At 50.7% G+C, this 20,667-nt stretch carries 20 protein-coding genes and 1 tRNA gene; 12 read left to right on the top strand and 9 right to left on the bottom strand.

Features of this window, described 5'->3' with window-relative positions; translation table 11 throughout:
* Nucleotide 1 precedes the first annotated feature (1 nt).
* From CA54_RS19465 to CA54_RS29490, 5 genes are read right to left on the bottom strand one after another with little or no spacing between them, the layout of a single operon-like run.
* Entirely contained in the window at nucleotides 2-739 is a 738-nt protein-coding gene (locus CA54_RS19465) for a M48 family metallopeptidase (protein ID WP_146372668.1), read from the bottom strand.
* Nucleotides 736-4,005, bottom strand: coding sequence for a type I restriction endonuclease subunit R (locus CA54_RS19460; RefSeq protein WP_146372667.1), 3,270 nt, complete (start codon nucleotides 4,003-4,005; stop codon nucleotides 736-738). Before CA54_RS19460 ends, CA54_RS19465 begins: the two co-directional genes overlap by 4 nt.
* Nucleotides 4,006-4,008: 3 nt before the next feature.
* Nucleotides 4,009-4,611 carry a restriction endonuclease subunit S gene (locus CA54_RS19455; RefSeq protein WP_146372666.1) on the bottom strand — a complete coding sequence of 201 codons (603 nt, stop codon included), beginning with the start codon at nucleotides 4,609-4,611 and terminating at the stop codon, nucleotides 4,009-4,011.
* The gene (locus tag CA54_RS19450) at nucleotides 4,601-6,136 is read right to left on the bottom strand and encodes a type I restriction-modification system subunit M (RefSeq protein ID WP_146372665.1); all 1,536 of its coding nucleotides are present in this window, start codon (nucleotides 6,134-6,136) and stop codon (nucleotides 4,601-4,603) included. The genes CA54_RS19455 and CA54_RS19450 overlap by 11 nt, the downstream gene beginning before the upstream one ends.
* Complete coding sequence (locus CA54_RS29490; RefSeq protein ID WP_197532766.1) at nucleotides 6,105-6,293, bottom strand: hypothetical protein; 189 nt, start codon at nucleotides 6,291-6,293, stop codon at nucleotides 6,105-6,107. The genes CA54_RS19450 and CA54_RS29490 overlap by 32 nt, the downstream gene beginning before the upstream one ends.
* Here CA54_RS29490 and CA54_RS19445 point away from each other — a divergent pair.
* The 6 genes from CA54_RS19445 (at nucleotide 6,240) to CA54_RS19420 (ending at nucleotide 12,573) form a co-directional block, all read left to right on the top strand.
* A complete protein-coding gene (locus CA54_RS19445) occupies nucleotides 6,240-6,557 on the top strand; it encodes a helix-turn-helix domain-containing protein (RefSeq protein ID WP_146372664.1) in 318 nt (105 codons plus the stop codon). The two genes, CA54_RS29490 and CA54_RS19445, sit on opposite strands and share 54 nt — an antisense overlap.
* Before the next feature lie 7 nt (nucleotides 6,558-6,564).
* The gene (locus tag CA54_RS19440) at nucleotides 6,565-8,037 is read left to right on the top strand and encodes a reverse transcriptase domain-containing protein (RefSeq protein WP_146372663.1); all 1,473 of its coding nucleotides are present in this window, start codon (nucleotides 6,565-6,567) and stop codon (nucleotides 8,035-8,037) included.
* 374 nt (nucleotides 8,038-8,411) lie between these two features.
* Nucleotides 8,412-9,707: a hypothetical protein gene (locus tag CA54_RS19435; protein WP_146372662.1), complete on the top strand. Its 1,296-nt coding sequence runs from the start codon at nucleotides 8,412-8,414 to the stop codon at nucleotides 9,705-9,707.
* A gap of 324 nt (nucleotides 9,708-10,031) precedes the next feature.
* Entirely contained in the window at nucleotides 10,032-10,982 is a 951-nt protein-coding gene (locus CA54_RS19430; RefSeq protein WP_146372661.1) for an ArdC family protein, read from the top strand.
* Between the two features lie 222 nt (nucleotides 10,983-11,204).
* Nucleotides 11,205-12,113, top strand: a complete 909-nt coding sequence (locus CA54_RS19425) for a hypothetical protein (protein WP_146372660.1) — start codon at nucleotides 11,205-11,207, stop codon at nucleotides 12,111-12,113.
* Between the two features lie 49 nt (nucleotides 12,114-12,162).
* Nucleotides 12,163-12,573, top strand: coding sequence for a hypothetical protein (locus CA54_RS19420; protein ID WP_146372659.1), 411 nt, complete (start codon nucleotides 12,163-12,165; stop codon nucleotides 12,571-12,573).
* A 21-nt stretch (nucleotides 12,574-12,594) separates the two neighbouring features.
* Here the strand turns inward: CA54_RS19420 and CA54_RS19415 are convergent, their stop codons facing one another.
* Nucleotides 12,595-13,110: a hypothetical protein gene (locus CA54_RS19415; RefSeq protein WP_146372658.1), complete on the bottom strand. Its 516-nt coding sequence runs from the start codon at nucleotides 13,108-13,110 to the stop codon at nucleotides 12,595-12,597.
* A gap of 109 nt (nucleotides 13,111-13,219) precedes the next feature.
* Here CA54_RS19415 and CA54_RS19410 point away from each other — a divergent pair, with 109 nt between their 5' ends.
* Nucleotides 13,220-13,540: a hypothetical protein gene (locus tag CA54_RS19410; RefSeq protein WP_197532627.1), complete on the top strand. Its 321-nt coding sequence runs from the start codon at nucleotides 13,220-13,222 to the stop codon at nucleotides 13,538-13,540.
* A gap of 15 nt (nucleotides 13,541-13,555) precedes the next feature.
* On the opposite strand, the gene CA54_RS19405 is transcribed toward CA54_RS19410, so the two are convergent.
* The gene (locus CA54_RS19405) at nucleotides 13,556-13,750 is read right to left on the bottom strand and encodes a hypothetical protein (RefSeq protein ID WP_146372657.1); all 195 of its coding nucleotides are present in this window, start codon (nucleotides 13,748-13,750) and stop codon (nucleotides 13,556-13,558) included.
* A 59-nt stretch (nucleotides 13,751-13,809) separates the two neighbouring features.
* Between CA54_RS19405 and CA54_RS19400 the strand changes: the two genes are divergently transcribed.
* The 5 genes from CA54_RS19400 to CA54_RS19380 all read left to right on the top strand — a co-directional run bounded on the left by CA54_RS19400 (nucleotide 13,810) and on the right by CA54_RS19380 (nucleotide 19,311).
* Nucleotides 13,810-13,998: a hypothetical protein gene (locus CA54_RS19400; protein ID WP_146372656.1), complete on the top strand. Its 189-nt coding sequence runs from the start codon at nucleotides 13,810-13,812 to the stop codon at nucleotides 13,996-13,998.
* Between the two features lie 541 nt (nucleotides 13,999-14,539).
* A complete protein-coding gene (locus CA54_RS19395) occupies nucleotides 14,540-14,785 on the top strand; it encodes a hypothetical protein (protein WP_146372655.1) in 246 nt (81 codons plus the stop codon).
* Nucleotides 14,786-15,015: 230 nt separating this feature from the next.
* Complete coding sequence (locus tag CA54_RS19390) at nucleotides 15,016-15,624, top strand: recombinase family protein (protein WP_197532626.1); 609 nt, start codon at nucleotides 15,016-15,018, stop codon at nucleotides 15,622-15,624.
* A 471-nt stretch (nucleotides 15,625-16,095) separates the two neighbouring features.
* Complete coding sequence (locus CA54_RS19385; RefSeq protein WP_146372653.1) at nucleotides 16,096-17,673, top strand: recombinase family protein; 1,578 nt, start codon at nucleotides 16,096-16,098, stop codon at nucleotides 17,671-17,673.
* A gap of 135 nt (nucleotides 17,674-17,808) precedes the next feature.
* The gene (locus CA54_RS19380) at nucleotides 17,809-19,311 is read left to right on the top strand and encodes a recombinase family protein (protein WP_146372652.1); all 1,503 of its coding nucleotides are present in this window, start codon (nucleotides 17,809-17,811) and stop codon (nucleotides 19,309-19,311) included.
* Here the strand turns inward: CA54_RS19380 and CA54_RS19375 are convergent.
* Together CA54_RS19375 and CA54_RS19370 are read right to left on the bottom strand one after the other, a co-directional pair.
* Nucleotides 19,293-19,367: transfer RNA gene (locus tag CA54_RS19375), tRNA-Pro, on the bottom strand. The genes CA54_RS19380 and CA54_RS19375 overlap by 19 nt on opposite strands.
* A gap of 152 nt (nucleotides 19,368-19,519) precedes the next feature.
* A complete protein-coding gene (locus CA54_RS19370) occupies nucleotides 19,520-20,608 on the bottom strand; it encodes a hypothetical protein (protein ID WP_146372651.1) in 1,089 nt (362 codons plus the stop codon).
* Nucleotides 20,609-20,667: the final 59 nt, after the last annotated feature.

Raw genomic sequence — 20,667 nt, 5'->3', positions numbered from 1 at the left:
CCTATGACACCACGCATGAATTCAGCCTTTCCCTTCGCTGCTCCCAATCCGGCATGAGAGAATTCAGCAGTCGGTAAAACCTTGGTCCGTGGTTGTGTTGTTGTAAATGACAGAGTTCATGAACGATCACGTACTCGATACATGTTTTGGGAGCGATGATCAGATCAGGGTTAAGAAGAATTCGTCCCTCTTGAGTGCAGCTTCCCCATCTGTTTTTCATTCGTCGAATGTCGAAAGAACCAGCGGTGATGCCGTGTCTTTCACTCTTGCTTGCCATGGCATCAAAGAGTTGCTGGAAAATCACATCTGCCCGGCTGCGAAACCAACCGGTTACAAGTCGCTTGGTTCGTGCTGTCTTCGCTCGATCAGTCAGAAAGACATTGATCTGACCACGTGACATTTTGACAATATCTTCGTCACCGCCGTAAACACGCAATCGATATTGCCGACCCAAATAGCGATGTGATTCACCGCTGACATAACGCCGGGCCGGAATAGCGGGAAGGTAGTTCTCAAAAAATCTCTGTTGCTGAAGTATCCATGATGCTCGTTTCTGCATCTTTTCATCAACGGCATCATCGGCGGTTCCAGTCGGAGCAGTTACCACCACCGACAGATCAGGGTGAACATCAATTGCCAGCGTTCTGCGACCAGAATAGAGAACTTCGTATTCGATCTGCTTACGACCGTAATGCAACATCAGTGTCCGACTATCTTCGTTCGCACTGAGGAGATTCATCGTCGGTTCTCCCTACGCTTTGCGACACGGATCACGCCTTCGATCATTTCATCAATGTCGTCACCAGTAAGTTGAAGGTCGTAGCGTCCTTTAACTGCAAACATTAGATCATCGAGATCGTTGATCATGGCGTTCTCAACATCACGATTCTCTGTCCAGTCACGGATCTTGTGTTCGTCAATTAGCTTCTTAGCCTTCAAAGCGGTTTCCGCTGCGATGCCAGCAACTACATCTCGTGGGTTTTGGCCGTCATCTGCGTCGTAGTCGGCCTTTGCCTCTTGGACTTGTGCCGATCTGGCGGTAACCGTTTCGAAACCGTCCAAGAACAAACGGAAATATGCTTTTGCTTCTGGGTCACTGCGTAACTCGGGCGGCACATTGGATGATCCTTGGTTCTTCGCTTCGTTCCAAGCATCAAACATCTTTTGGAGATAGGCTTCTTCGCTAAGTCGCTTCTCCAGATACTCTTGAATTGCTTCGTCAATAACCTCCGAAAGTTTCTGGTACAAAACAGGGTCTTCTTCCATCTTCTCCACGCATGTCTTTTTGACACGTGAAGCGATGTAGTCCGCTTTTGCTGCTGCTCCCTCAATTCCTGCAAGTTCCTCATCGAGATTGTCAACTTCAAAGATGTTGACCGGCTCAACGATTTGCTTTACCTCGTCCGCACCGATGTACTTATCGACCATGTTGCGGATCTGATCTTCGTACTCGTTGTAATCGACGGCCTCGTTGTATCGTTGTTTGACTGCCGCTCGAAGGTTGCGGAAGTATTTCATGTCATCAACGTAACGCTGGACGGTCGATTTCGAGGTGTCTTCATGAAACTTGGCCGACGACATTGCCAATTGAAGTGTCTTCGAGAACTCATTCAGAGCGTCGTAGAAGTCCTGCCGTACATCGTCTGGCCGCAGCCATTGCTGCATCGCCTCTAAATCTTGTTTGTTCTGGACTGCGCTGAAAACAGACCACACATTCGTGTGTCGCTCTTTCAGTTTGGCGACCTCTTCATCGACGTTCGTAAATGTTCCTTCAAGGTCTTCTTCATCGAAGCCGCTCAATGCATCGTACTTCTTTACTGCTGCATCGAGTGCCCCGAAGATTCCTCGGTAGTCAATGACCAACCCGAAGTCCTTGCCGTCAAAGAGGCGATTCACACGAGCAATCGCTTGCAGGATATTGTGATCACGAAGACGCTTGTCGATGTAAAGAACTGTGTTGCAGGGAGCATCGAAACCGGTGAGCAACTTATCGACACAAATGATGATCTCAGGCTCTGGCTTCTTCTCGAAGTCTTCAATCGTCCGCTCCAGATACTTCTTCTCGGACCCAAATTGATCCATCATCTGCTTCCAGAACTTCTGGATTTCTGGCACGTCATCCTCTTCGATCGTTTCGTTGTCTTCTCGTGTGTCTGGAGGCGAGATGATGACACGAGAAGACAGCCTTCGTTCCGGGTATGCCTTGCCAATTTGCTCAAACAACTGGTGATACTTCAATGCCATCGCTTTGCTGCTGACGGCGAACTGACCTTTGAATTTCGTTCCTTTGAAGTTCTCGCAAAAGTGCGTGACCAAATCGAATGCAATCTCATACAACCGCTCTGAAGTTTTTGTCAGTTCCTCTTCACGTCGAAACTTCTTCTTCAGATCGGCTTTTTGTTCGGCGGAAAGATCCTTGGTGATTCGGTCGAACCATTTGTCGATTGCTTTCTGATCTCCATGCAGTTCCGACATTCGCCCTTCATAGAGAATCGGAGTCACCGCCTTGTCTTCAACGGCCTGCCGCATTGGATATGAGTGGATGAAACCACCAAACTTCGTGGCCGTACTCTTCTCCTTCTTTAGCAACGGTGTTCCGGTGAAGCCGATGAAGCAGGCTTTTGGAAAGACTTGCTTCATTTTGGCGTGAGCGAGTCCGTACTGGCTACGATGGCTCTCATCCACCAACACGAAGATGTTGTTGCCTTCATCACGTAGATCGTGGGTTGTCGCTGCTGACTCAAACTTGTCGATGATCGTTGTGATGATGTCGGCTTTCCCGTTAGACACCAAATCGACCAGATGGCTACCGCTTTTTGCTCGCTCGACTGTCTTTCGGCAGGCAATGAACGTCTTCCATATCTGACGATCCAAATTAACACGATCGGTTACGATCACCACACGTGGGTTCTTGATCGATGTCTCCAGTGATAATGCCTTCGCCAACATCACCATCGTCAGGCTTTTTCCGCTGCCGGTCGTGTGCCAGATGACACCCCCCGGTCGCTGTTCGTCACCCTTTGAATTCGTCACCCTCGCTATCGTTTCGCCAATTGCAAAATACTGCTGGTATCGTGCAACCTTCTTCACATTCTTGTCAAAGACCGTGTACCGATACGTCATCTCAAGAAGACGCTCTGGACGAAAGAGGCAGTACAACAATCGATCTTGCGGAGAGGGCAGGCGCTGACCGGATGCTAGAAGCTCTTTCATTTTCGCAACAACCGCAGGCTTGCGGCTGTCGAACATCCGATTGAGTTGCATCGAAGTAAGTGGAGTGTTAATGAGCTTGGCAAGTTTGACATCAAGATTGTCATCATGCTCTTCCTTCCATCCCGACCAGAACTTCCTCGCCGTTCCAGTCGTCGCAAACTTGCCATCGTTCTGGCAAATCGAACCGAGAAGTTGGGAGTAGACGAATAGGCCGGGAACTTCGTTCAATCGCTGGTTGCGAAGGTGCTGGCTGATTCCTACTTCGACGGCATCTGTGTCGTCTGGTCGCTTGCACTCAATTACGGAGAACGGAATCCCGTTTACAAAAAGAACAATGTCAGGACGACGCAACTCGTGTGATGCCGTCCGCTCGACCTCAAATTCATCCGTGATATGGTAGACGTTGTTCTCGGGGTTCTCCCAATCGAGATACTGAATCGTATAGCTTCGTTTATTGCCGTCGATCGTTTGTTCTTCGGCCTTGCCCAACGTAAGCAAGTCAAATGCTCGCTCATTAGTCTTGACTAAGCCATCAAATGGAATGTCCATCAACGCATCAATAGCATTGTTTAGGTTGGTCTCCGTGAAATCGTGAGTCTGTCCTTTGAATGTGATTTGATTCAATTTACGGAGTTGTTCGAACAGAATAGGCTTCAGGATGACACGACTACGGCGATCCCCACGAAGACTCATTGTCTCGCACGGGGTCAGGTATTCATGTCCAACTTGTTGTAGAAGATGCAAAGCTGGCAAGTGCGACACAAGATCTTCGAGGAATTCGGAAACAGCCATGCCTCACTCCTCTCCGCATTCGTCATCACTAGTCTGAAGTCGTAACTTTCCACTCAGAATTCGCTCCGATAGCCCTTCCCGCCTCAGACAAAGCAGTTCGGTCTTCTCTTGCAGAATCCTAAGTTGCTCGTCACAAGCATTAAGGAATGAAGCGATCCTTGTCTGCTCCGGCTTTGGAGGAATTTGTGTTGGTATTACTGCAAAGTCCTCGTAGTAGAGCCGAAGGCGATCATCCGCAATTCCATGCGAAAAATCTCTAAATTGCTTCAACGTGTGAGGATGCTTAAAAAAATGGGCGGCAAACGCAGGGACTATGCGTTTGGTCGGCTTCAAGACTACGTAGGCAGGGCTAACGAGACCATCCTCATACGCCAGCCCGAAGGAACCCTGCCACATACGCATCATGTTGTATGCAATGTCGTCCTTCCGAACGAGAAGGTGCTCCTCATCTGTGATGTTCGTCTCCATTTTCCTATCTAACGAATCACGCCGAACGAGCCCGTTGTCAATTGTTACAGACATGATAGGCAAGCCAGCGATTCCATCTTCGGACCTACGTTCGAAGAGATCGCCCATCTCACAGGGAATCCAGTCTTCAATTTGCATGTTCGACACCCCTTAGGCATTCTTCGAGATGCTGTTCTGCGGCAACTAGCCGATGCTCAACCTGATCCAACTTGCTCGCTACGTCTTCGAGATCAATCGGAACCGGTTCCTCGTAAGTATCCACGTATCTGGGGATGTTTAAGTTATAACCATTTCGTTCGATGTCATTTTGGCTGGCTAAAAACGAATAACGAGGGATATTCGTTCTCTTCTCGCAGGCGTCCACGATGCGCTCGATGTCGCCTGCTCGCAATCGATTGTGTTTTTTGCAGTCCGCATATTCTCCACTGGCATCAACGAAAAGCACCTTGTCGTCCTGCCGTTGCCTTCGAAAAACAAGTATCGCAGCAGCAAGCTCCGTTCCATAGAACAGGTCAGGCGGCAAACCAATCACTGTGTCCAGTAGACCCTCATCGACAAGTTTTCGTCGAATCGCTCCTTCACCTCGACTACGAAACAAAATGCCATGAGGCGTTACCACCGCCACACGCCCCGACTCCGCCGTTACCGATTCCACCATGTGGCTGATAAACGCAAAATCCCCCTTATTCTTGGGTGGAACGCCTCGGTGGAAACGGTTGTATTCGTCAACTCTTGCTTCTTCCTGTCCCCACTTGTCTAGGGAGAAAGGAGGATTGGCGACGACGACTTCAAACTTCATCAAACGATCATCGGATATCAGCTTTGGATTGCGGATAGTATCCCCCCACTCGATCCTTGCGTTGTCCATCGCATGGAGAAACATGTTCATCTTGGCGAGTGCCCATGTTGAGCCGTTGATCTCTTGCCCAAAGAGTGAGTAATCGTTTGAGCCAACTTGATGTCCGCACTTGATCAGTAAAGAACCCGACCCACACGCCGGGTCGCAAATACGCTCTCCGGGCTGAGGGACAATCAAACGAGCAATCAACTGCGACACTTCAGGTGGTGTGTAAAACTCACCTGCTTTCTTGCCTGCACCTGCTGCGAATTCACCGATTAGATATTCGTAGGCATCACCTATGACATCCATCTTGCCGACTCGACTTGGGCGAAGATCAAGTCGAGAATCATTGAAGTCCTCCATTAGCGATTTGAGGCGAGAGTTCCGCTCCTTGGTCTGACCAAGACTGGCTTCAGAGTTAAAGTCAATGTTACGAAAGACGCCTTCCAGCTTCTTTTTATTGGAGTCTTCAATGTCATCCAGTGCCGTATTGATTATCTCGCCGATGTTGGCGTCATTTCTCTGCTCGTACAAACTCCCGAATGTGCAATGTTCAGGGAGTACAAACCGCTCTCGTTTCAGCCGCCGCTCGATCCGTTCCTTGGCCGTCTTGCTCTTGGGGTCGCCGTACTCCTCAACAAGCTTGGCGTAGTGGTCGTGCCAGACATCGGAGATGTACTTCACGAACAACATCACAAGGATGTAGTTCTTGTACTCAGATGGATCGACCGCCCCACGAAACGTGTCACACGCTTTCCAGAGAATGCCATTGATCTCATCCTGTGAGACCTTATCCGTCTTGTTGCCGTTTCCATTCGCCATCGACGTTCTCTTCGAACCTTAAAAAGCTGCCCATTGTTGACCAAACAGTACCACTACAATACAGTTCAAGTGGAGCATCGGCAATCGAGGCAAAGGCGACGACATGCGATTCGGCAATCGAGTCAAAGAACTTCGGCAAGAGCAAGGGCTTACTCAACAGAAGCTCGCAGAACGTCTGGACGTGAGCCTGTCGTACATCTCGAAGGTTGAGAACGAACGGCTAAACGTTGGTGACTATCCCAGTGAGAGCTTTGTCCACAGACTGGCCGACGCACTTGAGGCAGACGAAGATGAGTTGCTTCTTCTCACCGACCGAGTTCCAGCCGCAATCCGAAAACGAATTCGTGAAAGGCCAGAAGCCTTCAGACATCTGGCAACCATGTCAGATGCAGAATTGGATCGTGTGATCAGAAAGCGATGATGATGCCATGCCAAAGATTCCCAAATACATGACATCGGACTTCGTGGCCGACGATCACATCAGAGGTTTTTTTCCACTCGACAGCACTCTCGCATACATCAAGCACGGGGAATCGGAAATTCATGCATATGTTTACGATTCGATCTTTGACAAGAACGACAAGACGGCTTCGTTCTTAACCGCACCGATGAGTTATGCACTCAAAGACTCGTGCCACTTGAGAAAGGTGTTGGCTCTTGATCCGGTTTCGACTTTCTATCTTTACGATGCCGTCCTGACTCACGCTCCGACCTACTTCCAAGAGAGCAGGCCCGATCTACGTCGCCGATATGGATACTCGTTCAAGCGACGAAAGCCATTGTCACCGACCGACCAGTACCATGACTTCCGCAGAGCAAAGTATGAACTGAAGGCTGAGTACAAATATTTTGCCAAAGTGGACATCAGCAATTGCTTCAACAGCTTCTACCACCATGATGTTGCCCAATTCGTCGGAAGCTACATTTCTCATGACGATGAGGAACGCTTCGGTCAATTTCTTCGTGAGATCAACAGCGGTACATCTGTGAATTGTTTTCCGCAGGGACTTTACCCTGCGAAGACGGTGGGCAACCATTTCTTGGCATTCGTTGAAGAGAGTGCCGAGTTGCGTTCACCTGCCATCATTCGATTTCTGGATGACATCTACCTGTTCAGTAATGTTGAAAGAACATTGCGTTCGGATGTTCTGGTTCTTCAACAAATGTTGGGCTCGCACAACCTTTGCCTGAATGCCGACAAGACACGGTTCGGGTCAAAGGGAACTCCGTTCGATGAACGCAATCTCGATGCTGTCAAGAAACGCCTGCTTCAAAAACGAGAGGAGGCCGTTGGCTACGATGACACTGAATCCGACGAGGTTGATCTGGAAGAAGCCGAGCGGGAATACTTGGAACAAATCGTCAATGAGGATCGAGTCTTGGAAGAAGACTTGGAACTTGCACTGGCTTTGATTGACGAAGGTTCGACGATTATTCGTCTTGTTGAACTTGTCTGCGATCAGCATCCACACTTAATCAAACATCTTCATCGCCTTTTTTCGACAGCAACATTCGATGACGACGGAGCTTGCTGGGACATCCTCACAAAACGTGTCTCAAGATCCGACATTTCTGAATTTGAGTTGTTTTGGATCGCCAAGATTGCAATTCACTTTTACGAATTTGACCACGTGCTGGCTGAGTTTCTGACCAAGATCTACAAGCACACGAATGCTTCGAATGTAGTTCAAGCAGTCGTGCTTGAATGTCTTGACAACAAGCATGGTTTTTTGGAGATGAAGGAATCCGTGCTTCGCAATTCACCGGGTAGCATCGCCGGTATCGCAGCGCTCATGGGCCTTCGGGAAGCCAACAAGTCAAAGCGAAATCAGCTTTGCAACTACGTAGCGAAGTCAGGGTTGCACATGAAGGTGTATTCGGACATCGTTAAACGACTGTGATCGGCGGTTTGCTGGATTCTTCCAAGCGAATAGCACACAGCACTCTATAGTTCGATTGATTCTGCTCGAACACCACCTCTGCGACGGCACTCGTTCATCGAATCTCGAATAGTCACGCCGCTTCGTTTACGTAGCCGGTGTCCGTTGTCGCATGGCTACTCATGTGTCATGACCAATAGGCACTCGAAGACGCCTTCGGGAACGCCAGCTAGTTAGTTGAAGTACTTGAATTGTCCAAAATGATCGCAGGCAAGCTCAAATGCGCTTTCGTTCTCACAGAAACTTGACGAGATAGTGATGGACGATTCAGATAAAGACTCAGTTCAAACGAGCGATCGGTTTTTCATGAGACTGTCCAAGCCGAAGTCTAGCTAATGAGCATCGAAGCAACGCCACTCACTCGGAAACAGCTTTACGACAAAGTATGGACGCAGCCAATGACAAAGGTTGCTCCGACGCTGGGCCTTTCTGATGTTGGTCTGGCTAAGGTCTGTCGCAAGTACGATATCCCTCGCCCACCTGTTGGGTATTGGGCCAAGCTCGCACATGGCAAAGAAGTTGAACGTGTTGAATTACCTGAACTCAATGCCGAGGATCTGAGCGAGATCATTTCGTTCCGGGAGAACTTCGACAAGGACGATCCAGTACCGACACGCCAGAAGATTGTGGTGGAAGTCTCGGAGAAACTCACCAAGCCGCATCCACACGTTCGGTCATCAAGAAGTCGGTTAAAGGCAGCCCAAACAGACAGCAACGGAATTATCCAAGTTCCAAAATCTGATTGCTTGAGTATCGGTGTTTCAAAGAAGTGCCTCCCAAGGGCTCTTAGGATCTTTGATGCAGTTATCAAAGCGTGGGAGAACGAAGGAGGTGAAGTTCAGGTAGATCCAACTTGCTTCAGTCTTGGTAAAGATGGCGCAAGCGTTTCTCTCACCGAGACTGTTCGTCGCTACGAAAAGAATCCCAATAAGCAGCGATACTGGAAAGATTGGAGCTACGAAGCGACTGGAAAACTGTCACTTGAGATCCACGGTTACGGCGACGGCTTGAGAAAGACATGGAACGACGGAAAGATCCAAGTGCTCGAAAATGTGTTGGGTAGTTTTATCTCGACACTTCACCTGTGGATGGAGAGTGAAAAGAGCACACGGCTCGACGACGAGTGTCGTGCCCGACAGGAAGTGAAGGCCGAGTCCCGTCGCAAGATCGTGAAAGAAAAGAAAGAGTATGAAGAATCCCGGCGAACCGATTTGATGTCGTCCGTCGAATCGTGGGAAAAGTCACAACGAATCCGAAGCTACTTGGATGCTCTTGAGAAGACACTGGACAAGAAAGAAGTTGTGCCATCCAATCCAGAAGCGTTCCCCATGTGGTTGGAATGGGCACACTGGTACGCAGATGACATCTGTCCGCTTACAGTGTCACGACCTCGACCTGAGTCAGTCGAAGAACCGGAGAATTGTCTGGTTGCCGAGTTGGACCTGACCAGCGACACGAAAGACGCAATGAAGGACTTCCCTGAAGAGACAACCGATGAACTGGCCAATGTCACGAAAGATGAATTTCGTAAACGGTGCGATCATGCCCATTGGTCGATCTATCGTGAAGTCACTCTGGTACTTGAGGGGCTTGGTTACGATGTGAGTCAGCGCAGTACCAGATACTGGTAGGACAAGAAACATAACTCAATGGGAATAGCACTCCAGAACCGGGTGTTACGCCTCATTCATCTGTCTCGGTGACACGCCGTCTGGCGTGAGGACGTTCAAGAAGCCGTGAGTCGGTGAAACTTGAGACAACACTCCGATAGTCCTGTGTTTCATGCTGCTATCTGTCACCTCTGTGATCTCATGGGCGACTGTCTCAGCGTCGAGGTTGGCCCAAACATGAAACCGCAGTCGCAGGTCTCGCTGAATACTCGGAGAAGCCCCAAGTTCGAAATCTGACACCCGTAATGTCGCCGTCACTCAACCACCACGACGGAGACATTCGCAGTGCCAACCAACAATCAAGTTCGCCACGACATCACGAATCGAATCATCGAGAGCATCGAATCTGGATCGCTCCCGCCATGGAGACGCACTTGGAGACAATGCCCAAACTCGGGGTGGGCAACCAATGTCGTCAGCCGGATGCCATACACCGGCGTCAATCCGATTCTATGCATGATTGCTTCGATGAAGTATGGCTTTCAGTCAAAGCAATGGGCCACGTTCAGGCAGTGGAAGGCACTCAACGGGCAAGTGATGAAACGCCCAGAGGGCATTGAACCCGGCAAATGGGGCACAAGGATTGTCTTCGCCAAACCGATCACGAAAACAAAGACCGACACGCACGGCGATGAGGTTGAGGAAAAGTTCTTCATCCTGAAGCAGTATACCGTTTTCAACATTGATCAGGTCGAAGGCGATCATTTGAATCACCTTCGTGCAGGATGCGAACAGGACACCCGCACGGAGTTCGAGCGACTCGAACATGCTGAAGAGGTCTTTTCTGCAACCGGTGCAGATATTCGACACGGCGGCAATCACTGCTACTTCAGTCCGGCTGACGACTACATCCAGATGCCAGAGCGTGAGCGATTCGATCGTGAGTACTACGAGAGTCTGTCACACGAGTTCATTCACTGGAGCTTGAATGAACGCCGCCTGAACTGGAAAGCAGCGAGCAACGCACGGGCACAACAGTATGCGGAAGAAGAACTCGTTGCTGAGATCGGTGCCTGCTTCCTCGCCAATGAAATCGGCATCCCGATCACCGAGTCGCTCGACAATCACTCCGCTTACCTCAATGGCTGGCTGGAGAGAATGAAGGGAGACTCCAGCTACATTTTCCGGGCGAGCAGTGCCGCCTCCAAAGCAACTGACTTCATCATGAGTTTCAACCGCACGAAAGACGACGCCTCAACTGCCGGGGCAGACACACCCGTGGTCGTCATGTCCTGATCGGGACACCTGAGTTGAACCGCTCAGAGTTGATCTAAGCCGGACCTTTGACTTTGACACGAACACTCGTTGGAGCACGACCACGCCTGACCGGTCGGCACGGTCTTTCACTTCATCGACTAAGCGAAGTCTCAAAGTCATCAGCGATCAACAACGAGCGGTTCTCTCGGGGTCTGTTGCACACCCGCAACAGCGCCAACACCACAACGAAAGGGAACAGCCATGTCACTCGACCATCCAGAACAGAATACTCGACCACTGACAGCATTGGAGAAGAAGCAAGAACTCTTGGCTCATCACGTCCGGCTTGTGGCGAAGAAAATGAGCCATGCCCTGTTCGCCTTCGGAAGCCAAGGGGGACTTGGGAAGTCTCGCACAATCATCAAGGTGCTCGATGAGCATGGAATTGAGCCGATCCTGATCAACAGCCACGTGACTCCGCTTGCCTTGTTCGGCATTCTGTACGAGCACCGTGAAGATTCGCTTTTGTTCTTCGACGACACTGATTCGATGTTCTCGTCCATGGTACATCTGGGGCTGCTGAGGTCGGCACTTTGGGGTTCGCCTCGAATTGTGACCTACAACTCGTCGCAACTTCCTGAAGGACTCCCCTCGTCGTTTGAGTTTTCGAGCCGAGTGATCTTCGCCGCCAACGTCATCCCCAAGAACGATGCCTTCAAGGCCGTTCTTTCACGGGTCGATCAGTTCGATCTTTCGGCGACGAACGGTGAAGTCATCGAAGCCATGAGAAGCATCGCAGCTAAGGGATTTCAAGGTGTGACAGTCGAGGAATGCGAAGCCGTCATCGACTTCATCGAAGAACAGTCTGAAGACAGGCAGTTGTCCCTCCGCCTGCTGGGGCCAAGTCTTCGAAAACTGAAGTATGCACGTGACGAAGGAATTGATTGGCGTCCATTGGTGAAGAGTCAATTGTCGAACCTTGGCCGAAAGCAGGTCGCCACAAAGCGCCTCGACAATAAGACAGCCGATATTCGTGTGATGAAAGCAGCGATTCGGAAGCACCCCGAGTCGCCATCAGAACAACAATTGTACTGGTGCAACAAAACCGGCAAGTCGAGGGCCAGTTTCTTTCGAACGAAGAAGCGAATCGAAGCGAGTGTGGAGGCGTGACACCCGCAAGCGGGGCAATAACGTTTCAAGTCTTGTACTGGAGTAACCGGTGTCACCGATCACAGCTAAAGCAAAACTCGAAGATCAGGAACTCAATGACATTCCTGTTCTGAACCCCGGAGATCGATTCGGCAGAACGTGGCTACTGGAGATCAGCGGCTCACGCACTCCGCTTTTCCTGATTGTCGAAGCTGGCTCAGTAGGTGATGCAGTTGAAAAACTGGCGGAAAATGACTGCTACGGACACCACATCATCGTTGATGATGATTGTCTGGATGGGTTCCCGGAGGGGCAAAGGTACTACGGGCAATCAGGTCAGGTGCTCAACCTCCGTCATCTGGCGATTCATGGTGCAGAGCGTGCAGCCATTCCATTTCCATGCCGGTACTTCGGCGACAACCTGCCAGACGAAGGTGTCCTGCCTGCCGATCTGGATGAATGGGACTGGGCCACTCGTTAGACACCGCAGTTGAACGTCGAGCTAAACAAGTTGGCTGGCTTCACAGGCTGCAATCGCTTTGTTCACTGCGTCAAACAGTTCGGGCTTCGAGTCTTCGTTGATCGCTCGTTGGCGCAGTTCGTCACGGTATTGCTGGAGCATCGGTACGAATGCAGATTCACGACATGATTGAATCCCGTTTAGAACAGCGAAGTGCAAGGCGTCTCCTGAACAGGCCAGCGCCCTTGTGAGCATCGGTGTCGCCTCAACACCAAAGAAGCAGGCACTTTCCAGCAACTCCATCTGAATCAATTGGAGTGAAGTCTCCAGATCGACTTCCGTTTCCTCAACCACCTGCCACTCGTCCACCTGCATCAGGTTGCGATTCACTGATATCAGCAACGACATGATTCCCGCAGAATCCGTGCAGTTTTTGACGGCAACGCAGGCATTGAACAAAGCACCTGTGTAGCCGGACTTCAGTCCCTCAACGATCCTGTCGTCGATGGGATCTGTCAGTACGTCAGCGAAGTCATCACTGAAGCTGCCGCCTTCCAAGATTGCGCCGGTGAGACAATTTGATTTCGTCATAAAAGTAGCGTCCATAGCAGTATGTATCCCGCATCCAGTCAAACGGATTGGCAATCAACCAACACCCGCATTCAACGTGTCGAATTCGAATACATTCAGCGGAGTGCCAATCCTGAAAAACAACCAGCCACGATTTCCTCTCGGTCAATGTGCCGCCACGCCGGGAGCAATCGACGCCGTCGCCGAAACAGGCGAAGACCTTGGCTCTTTTGTCCGCCGACATCATGGCGGCGAATGGGGCGATGTTTGCGAAGAAGACGCACAGGCCAACGACGATGCTCTCACGGACGGCAGCCGTCTGCTGAGCGTCTACTTCACGAAGAACTACACCAAGCTTTACGTGATCACCGAAGCTGATCGTTCCGTGACCACAGTCCTGCTTGCGGATGAATACTGACAGGATTGAATCTGCCTACTTCTTTTTCAGCTTCTTCTTCTTTGCCTGAGCAACACCCTTGCTGATCGTGTCTGCAAAATCGGCTGCGTCCATCTTGGCAAGTACGAGGAATGCCTCTGAGAGAACACGCTTGGTTTCGGCGACGGTAATCGAAGTTTTGCTGGTGTCTACTCGGCGTGAAACATCGTTGTAAAAGTCGGACAGTTTCATCGTTGATTCCTTTCAGGAGAGGTAGTGAGGAGGGAAACATAGCGGAGAGGTCTCGGAGTGTGAAGTTTGTCACACCCGCTGTTGAGCCAGACAATCACCTACTCGGGTTCTGGAGCAGCACGATGGACGACGACTTCTCATTCAATGAGTTCGATGACTGCGAACTCTTCGACGATCTCCTCTTCGATCTGAACGAAGAGCCGACAGACGCTGCACTCGATTTGATCGAAGCCACATTCACGCTGTAGATCATTCCGTTTCAACACCCGCAAGGCCAGTGAGAACACTCACTGGCCTTTTTTATTGGAGACACACATGGGTTGGACATATCCCTTTGGAGCATCACGCAAAAGTCTGATTGAAGACCGAACACAAGCATGGGAAAGAGAATCGGCTGGCATGACCGTAAAGACAACGTGTCTTGCACACTGCTTTCGTGGTGGCAGATTCAGTGGCGTTCTGTGGGCTGTCTGGGAACAAACACATTCACAAGGCAAACAACCGACTCGGCGTTGGATCACCTGCGATCTGATCCGGTGTCACTCGGGCGAGTGGGGATACAAGGACATGAGCGAAGCGTGCAGTCCCTTCTACTATTCCTGTCCCCTCAAATACCTCGATTTGGTTTCGATCGAGCAGCACGGCGGCAATGCAGAGTGGCGTAAACAGGTCCACCAGCATCACACACGCCAGAAGGAGAAACGACAACGAAAGCGGTCTCACTGTGCTTCCTGAATGACACCCGTAGCCGAGATGTTGAGACCAATTCACCTTCCACCGGAGACAACGATGCACGACCCAACTGAAACGATCCGACGAGAGCAAGTCAAAGAGATCAATTCCGACCCCAATGGCCGTGAAGTTCTGGGAGCCAAGCATGGCGAGGTCTGGGACACGAGCGGACTTCAGCAGAAATTTGTTGTGCTGGGATTCATGGCTCCGTATGTGATTGTCGCTCGGAAGAGTGACGGCCAAAAGGGATCGCTGATGTTTCAGGGATCGCCACGTTTCTACTTTGGCTGGTCTGCGGACTGACTGGTGGTGGTTGGTCGCCGGGAGTGTCAGGGATGATACTTCCGGCTTCTCACTACTTCGAAAGTGTAAAGTGTCAGTGCCTCCCACGATTCGGCTTTTGAAGCCGTCAGAACATTGGGGAAATGACTGGTCCCAGATTCGATCCGGTGTAAAGGGTCAAGCATAAATGACAATTTACAAATGGCGACACCCGCAGATGGTTTGTTGCCACCATGAAGCAGGAGAGAACTATGCCGCAGGCCACTGCAATCTACGTCCGTGTATCCAGTAAACAGCAGGATCATCAATCGCAATTGCCCGACCTCGAACGATGGGTCGAATCCCATGATGATGATGTCATCTGGTTCAAGGACAAGTTTACCGGCAAGACGATGAGCCGTCCGGGAATGGACAAGATGCTTGATGCTCTCCGAACTGGCAAGCTGGATCGCATCGTCGTCTGGCGTCTCGATCGACTTGGAAGAACCACGAAGGGGCTTTGTAATCTCTTCGATGAACTCTGCGAACGAAAGGCGGATCTCGTCAGTATCAAAGACGGCTTCAGCTTGGATTCACCTGCTGGAAGATTGCACGCACGGATCTTGGCATCGGTTGCTGAGTACGAGAACGAAGTCAGGGCCGATCGCATACGTTGTGGCCAGTCTGTCGCTCGCAACAAGGGCAAGACTTGGGGCGGAAGTGACAAAGGGTGGCGGTGGAAAGTCACTGATGATCAGGTCAGCGCCATTCATGATATGAAGGCCGCTGGCAAGACGGTCTCCCATATCGCACGAGTCACGTCGTTGTCGAGACCGACCGTTTACCGTGTTCTTCGGGAACTGGTTCCGATCTCATCGTGACACCCGGGCGGACCCTGACCAACAAGACGGGCGTGCAAGTCTTGTTGCAAAGTTTGAATAGCAACAATTGCGCAACAAAATATTTGTCATTCGGGCCGGACGACAACCAGCGAAGGGACTAAGCACACCCTTTGTTGTAGTCCTGTCTGAGTGAGCAGCGAAACGTCTGCGCATCTTTCGTTGCAAAAAAAACGCATCGCCTGAATTCTCTACGTGCAGGTACTGTTGCAGATCGATTCAAAGGGCGAATCGCCAAAAATTGCACCGGGTGAATGACACATTGCTGTGGCAGGGTTCGATACGGCGCAATACGCATCAACGAGTTCATCAATTCGCATCACACGATCCATCCCTACGATTTCGCATGAGAGGTCGAGGGAAACATGGTCAAAGAAACACAGCAATCAATACCAGCAGAAGAGTGGCCACACGACGACGTAGTCGAATCAGCCATCACTCAATGTCAGCGCCATGCTGGCCTTTCACTATCACCGGAGCAGGCTCGAAGTCTCATTGTCAGACTTTCCAACCTGTTCAATACTGCTGGGCTTGATTGTTTGGGAGAAGAGAGTGCGGACGATGAAAAAGGAGAATAGATACGTCGGATTCGTTCGAGTCAGCAGCCGGGAGCAAGAGCGAGAAGGCTTTTCGTTGAGTGTTCAGGAAGATGGTTTGCGGAATCATGCGGAACGGAGAGGTGGTGTTCTTGTCAAATTGTTTCGAGTCGCTGAGACCGCTTCCCGACACGATGAACGAACGACATTTCGCAAATTCATCAAGTACGTCAAACAGCACGCCGCTGGTCTGGACGGAGTTCTGTTCTATAAGATCGATCGTGCTGCACGAAATCTGTTCGATTATGTCGAGTTAGAAAGACTGGAATCCGAACATGGGGTGCCGTTCGAATCAGTAACGCAGCCAAGTGACAATTCGCCGTCTGGCAGAATGTTTCGACGGTCACTTGCCACGATGGCAAGTTTTCAAACAGAGCAACAGTCGCTTGATGTTCGAGACGGACTTGCAAAACGAGTTGAGGAAGGACTGTTTCCGAGCCGAGCGCCTTATGGCTACAAGAATGTTCGGAAAAACAAGCGAGGACTGATCGAGACGGACGAGTCTGCTGCGATGAATGTGCAACGGATCTTCGAACTGTTCACGCAACACGCAGTGGGTGTTGAAAAAATTGTCGATCAATTGTTCGACGAGGGACATTTCTATTCACCGTCACACCCTCGATTCAGTGAGAGCAAGGTCTATGGCATCCTGCACGATGAATCATACCTCGGGAAGATTCGGTTCAGAGATGATTGGCATCCCGGTACACATGGTCCGTTGGTCACTCAGGCCATGTTTGACACCGCTCAGGCTTTGCTCGGTAACAAGACGTATCGCTCTCATCAGATGGTTTATGCCAGTGAACTGATCCGATGTGGTCACTGTGGTCGCCCCATCACAGGCGAGCCAAAGACCAAGGAGACGAGCACGGGAATGAAGACGTATTCTTATTATCGTTGTTCACGCTACAGTCGTGGCCAACATCCAAGAATACGACTCACGGAGAAGATACTTGATACGCAAATACTTGCGTTTTTGGAGCGACTCGACGATCGTTTTTCTGTCATGGGCGATTGGATGTCGAGTCTGCTGGAGTCAAAACTAGGAGTCAGCATTCAGCGAAACCATGTGCGAGAGAAAGAACTGAAAAGGCAACTCGCAAACTGCGAGCAGCGATCGGAGTCTCTCTGTAATAAGTGGATCGACGGTAAGATTGATGACGAAAGGTATGAGTTGAAACGAACTGAGATCGACCAACAAATTGATATCCTTCAATCGCAGTTGGACGAACAGAGAACACAGATCACAGCAGCAAAAGAACTCAGCAAAGATGCTGGTCGTGTATTCCGAATCATCATCGACCGTTGGCCGACTGCCACGTATCAGTTCAAACGTCGAGTCTTGGAGTCAGTATTTGAACGATTCAAATTAGACTCCCAGACTCTTGCCCTATGCGACGAGACACCGTTTGAACTCTTACTGGCCGATCGGTAGCTCTTCGGGTCTGGAGGAACGGAGTACCGTTAGAACTATTTGTTCCCAAATGATTGTTGGTGGTTGCGGAGCGCAGCTTCTGAACGAAAATGACCTCACCGATTGGTGAGGTTTTTTTCGTTCAGGGATGATTCAATGGTGGAACCGCAGAAGCGTTTTGTTGGCCTTGCTCGTGTAAGTAGCAGGGAACAAGAACGTGAGGGGTTCTCTCTCGACATTCAGGTCGATGCTCTTCGGCAGTACGCAGAACGCAACAATGGCGTCATCATCCGTTTGTTTCGAATTGCCGAAACCGCTTCAAAACATGACGAACGCACGACGTTCAAGGAGTTGATGGCATTTGCCAAGAAGAACGCTCAGAAACTCGATGGTTTGTTGTTCTACAAGGTTGATCGGGCGGCTCGAAATCTATTCGATTACGTTGAGTTGGAGCGGTTGGAATCGGAATTCGGAGTCCAGTTTATTTCGGTTGCCCAACCAACAGAAAATACACCCGCAGGGCGAATGCAGCGCAGAATGCTGGCGAGTATGGCATCCTTTTATACGGAGCAGCAGTCGATCGACGTGAGAGAAGGCATTCAACGACGAGTCGAGAGCGGTCTTTTTCCAAGCCGCCCTCCATACGGCTACAGGAACGTTCGTATCGAGGGACGGAGTATCGTCAAACTCCACCCGGACAACGCTGCAACGATTCGTCGGATCTTTGAGTTGTATGGATATCACAATCACACGATCGACAGCCTTGCCGATGTGCTGATTGCTGAGGGCATTGAATACCTTCCGTCAACGCCAAGGATTAGTTGCAGCAAGCTGTATGCGATCCTGACGGATCGCTCCTACATTGGAGAGATCAAGTTTAGAGGGCAATGGGTTCCCGGCACCCATGAACCAATCGTGGAACGACGGCTCTGGAACCGAGTTCAATCGTTGCTTGGCCAAAAAGTTTATCGACAGCACCAGATGACGTATGCGAGTGAATTAATTGAATGCGGATACTGCGGTTGTCCAATCACTGGCGAGCGCAAGACGAAGAGAACCAAGAGTGGGGAAAGGCACTACGTCTATTATCGTTGTACGCAGTACCACAAAGGGAAGCACCCACGGACTCGACTCACTGAGAAGCAACTTGATGCACAGATGCTTGCAGTATTTGACACGCTGCGGGTTGAGAACGAGGAGTTTCGAGACCCGTTCCGGGAGCAATTGCGGCAGACGACCAACTGGGATCAGCGATCATCTGCACGTCGAGCCAAGGAGTTTCAGCAGGAACTGATCGAAGTACGAGAGCAGCAGGATCGGTTGCTCAACCTGCGAATGCTTGAAGAGATCAGCGCTGATACCTTCGCTTCAAAGAGCCGTGATCTCCGAGATCGTGAAGCAGAGTTGAAGCTCGATATTGACGTTGCCGACCGCTCAAGACAGGAAACTATCGACATAGCAGTGAAAGCGTTTGAACTTTCGCAAAGCCTGCGTGAGAAATGGTTTACCGCTGACTACGCTGCGAAACGTCGAATCCTCGAAATCATCGGTTTGAACTGGACTCTCGACGGCGCAAGTCTTGTACCCACAATGAGAAAGCCCTTTGACCTGTTGGCCAAAGGGCTGGATCTGAAAGATAGTCGGGGTGACAGGATTTGAACCTGCGACCTCTGCGTCCCGAACGCAGCGCTCTAGCCAAGCTGAGCCACACCCCGTGTTTGGAAGTTCCCGTCAACAGCTCTGACGACACTGTTGGAAACAACCAGTCTTACAAAAACGTTGATATTGGTTTCACGGACTTTTTGCAAGTCTTCGTCGCGGATTTTACCCGTCGCCAGATTTTCCGCTCCCGCGAATCTCGGATTCACTACTTGCGAGCGGGATTCTTGTCGCCGGAAATTTTAATGCGGCCTGCTGGTTGTGGCTCGTTGTCTTGCGGGCGGGCATCTCCGGGTTGCATGTTGGCGGCCGGTCGTCCGCCGCCAGGAGCAGCCTGGACGCCGGGGTTGCCCACCAATTTGTACCCTTTGACATCGGGATCGATGAACGGTCCGCGATCGAAAAAACTCTTTTTGGGATTCACTTTGGTCGTTTCGGGTTTAAAGAGGTAAACGGTGACTGCATTCTTCGTAGGGGATGTCAATTGAATCGCAATGGGGACGTAATTTTCAGTGTCCAAAATCACATCAGCGTACTTGTATTCCTGAAGGTCGACTTGCCGCTGAGGGACAGCGCGAAACGAGAATGAGTTCGGATATTTTGGGTGCTGTTTTCGTTGAAAAAAATGATAACGTCTTTGTGCCTCTTCAGCTTTCATGCCAAAGAGAAAGGGGATTGGGCCTTCATTCAGACGCTCGCCTTGCATGTCAGGCGGAATCAACATGACCGTATATTTTTTTTCTTCATCGTCAATTTGAATGATTTCTTTACCCGTTGAGACCCAGCGTTCTGGCATTATGCCCGATAGCGTGTATGGTTCCCCGTCGGTTCTAATTTTTCGAGACTTCAGGCCTTTAGTTTTCTGGGGCGTCAGTCTGAGCAGGGCCTTGCCAGGCTTTTCATATTTGATTTCACCGGACCCGCGTTTTTCGGTGAAGAATGTATGGTCATAAATATATTTCTCAATTTTCGCCGTCAATCGATCGTGGTTGGCAGTGTTCAGTTCCCAGTCCTTGAGGAATTTCAGCATCGCAGGCGGCAGTTTTTGCGCCTTCATGACTGCGTTTTTGCGCGGGCGGGCGACGCGGCCTTTTGCGGCTGCTTGCTGGACCTTGCTCGTCGGTTTTCGGGTGGCCGGTCGGCGCGTTGCCGGTCGTTTTGTTGTCCCGCGCGGCTGAGTCGAGGGACTGCGTCGCGGCGGCGTCGTGGTTTGTTGGGCGTGCACAGAGAGTGCCCCGCTGGCAAAAAACACGAGCGCTATTGTCGCCGTGAGCAGCTTTGTCGCTATCCGATGCATGAGTCTGGGGATCCTTCCCTGCGGCCCGCGGGAATTCTATGGTTCGAAATCTCAGTCAC

Origin of the sequence: Symmachiella macrocystis (assembly GCF_007860075.1) — a bacterium.
Taxonomy (GTDB): Bacteria; Planctomycetota; Planctomycetia; order Planctomycetales; family Planctomycetaceae; genus Symmachiella; species Symmachiella macrocystis.
Note: the sequence above shows the minus strand (reverse complement) of the source record. Positions and strands in the feature narration are given on the sequence as shown.

Excerpts from the sequence above, each read along its gene's own strand:
- CA54_RS19450 (WP_146372665.1), bottom strand. The coding sequence starts at position 6,136 with ATGGCGAATGGAAACGGCAACAAGACGGATAAGGTCTCACAGGATGAG.
- CA54_RS19395 (WP_146372655.1), top strand. The coding sequence starts at position 14,540 with ATGCACGACCCAACTGAAACGATCCGACGAGAGCAAGTCAAAGAGATC.
- CA54_RS19380 (WP_146372652.1), top strand. The coding sequence starts at position 17,809 with ATGGTGGAACCGCAGAAGCGTTTTGTTGGCCTTGCTCGTGTAAGTAGC.
- CA54_RS19425 (WP_146372660.1), top strand. The coding sequence starts at position 11,205 with ATGTCACTCGACCATCCAGAACAGAATACTCGACCACTGACAGCATTG.
- CA54_RS19405 (WP_146372657.1), bottom strand. The coding sequence starts at position 13,750 with ATGAAACTGTCCGACTTTTACAACGATGTTTCACGCCGAGTAGACACC.
- CA54_RS19445 (WP_146372664.1), top strand. The coding sequence starts at position 6,240 with ATGCGATTCGGCAATCGAGTCAAAGAACTTCGGCAAGAGCAAGGGCTT.
- CA54_RS19455 (WP_146372666.1), bottom strand. The coding sequence starts at position 4,611 with ATGCAAATTGAAGACTGGATTCCCTGTGAGATGGGCGATCTCTTCGAA.
- CA54_RS19435 (WP_146372662.1), top strand. The coding sequence starts at position 8,412 with ATGAGCATCGAAGCAACGCCACTCACTCGGAAACAGCTTTACGACAAA.
- CA54_RS19370 (WP_146372651.1), bottom strand. The coding sequence starts at position 20,608 with ATGCATCGGATAGCGACAAAGCTGCTCACGGCGACAATAGCGCTCGTG.
- CA54_RS19390 (WP_197532626.1), top strand. The coding sequence starts at position 15,016 with ATGCCGCAGGCCACTGCAATCTACGTCCGTGTATCCAGTAAACAGCAG.
- CA54_RS19385 (WP_146372653.1), top strand. The coding sequence starts at position 16,096 with ATGCTGGCCTTTCACTATCACCGGAGCAGGCTCGAAGTCTCATTGTCA.
- CA54_RS19465 (WP_146372668.1), bottom strand. The coding sequence starts at position 739 with ATGAATCTCCTCAGTGCGAACGAAGATAGTCGGACACTGATGTTGCAT.
- CA54_RS19440 (WP_146372663.1), top strand. The coding sequence starts at position 6,565 with ATGCCAAAGATTCCCAAATACATGACATCGGACTTCGTGGCCGACGAT.
- CA54_RS19460 (WP_146372667.1), bottom strand. The coding sequence starts at position 4,005 with ATGGCTGTTTCCGAATTCCTCGAAGATCTTGTGTCGCACTTGCCAGCT.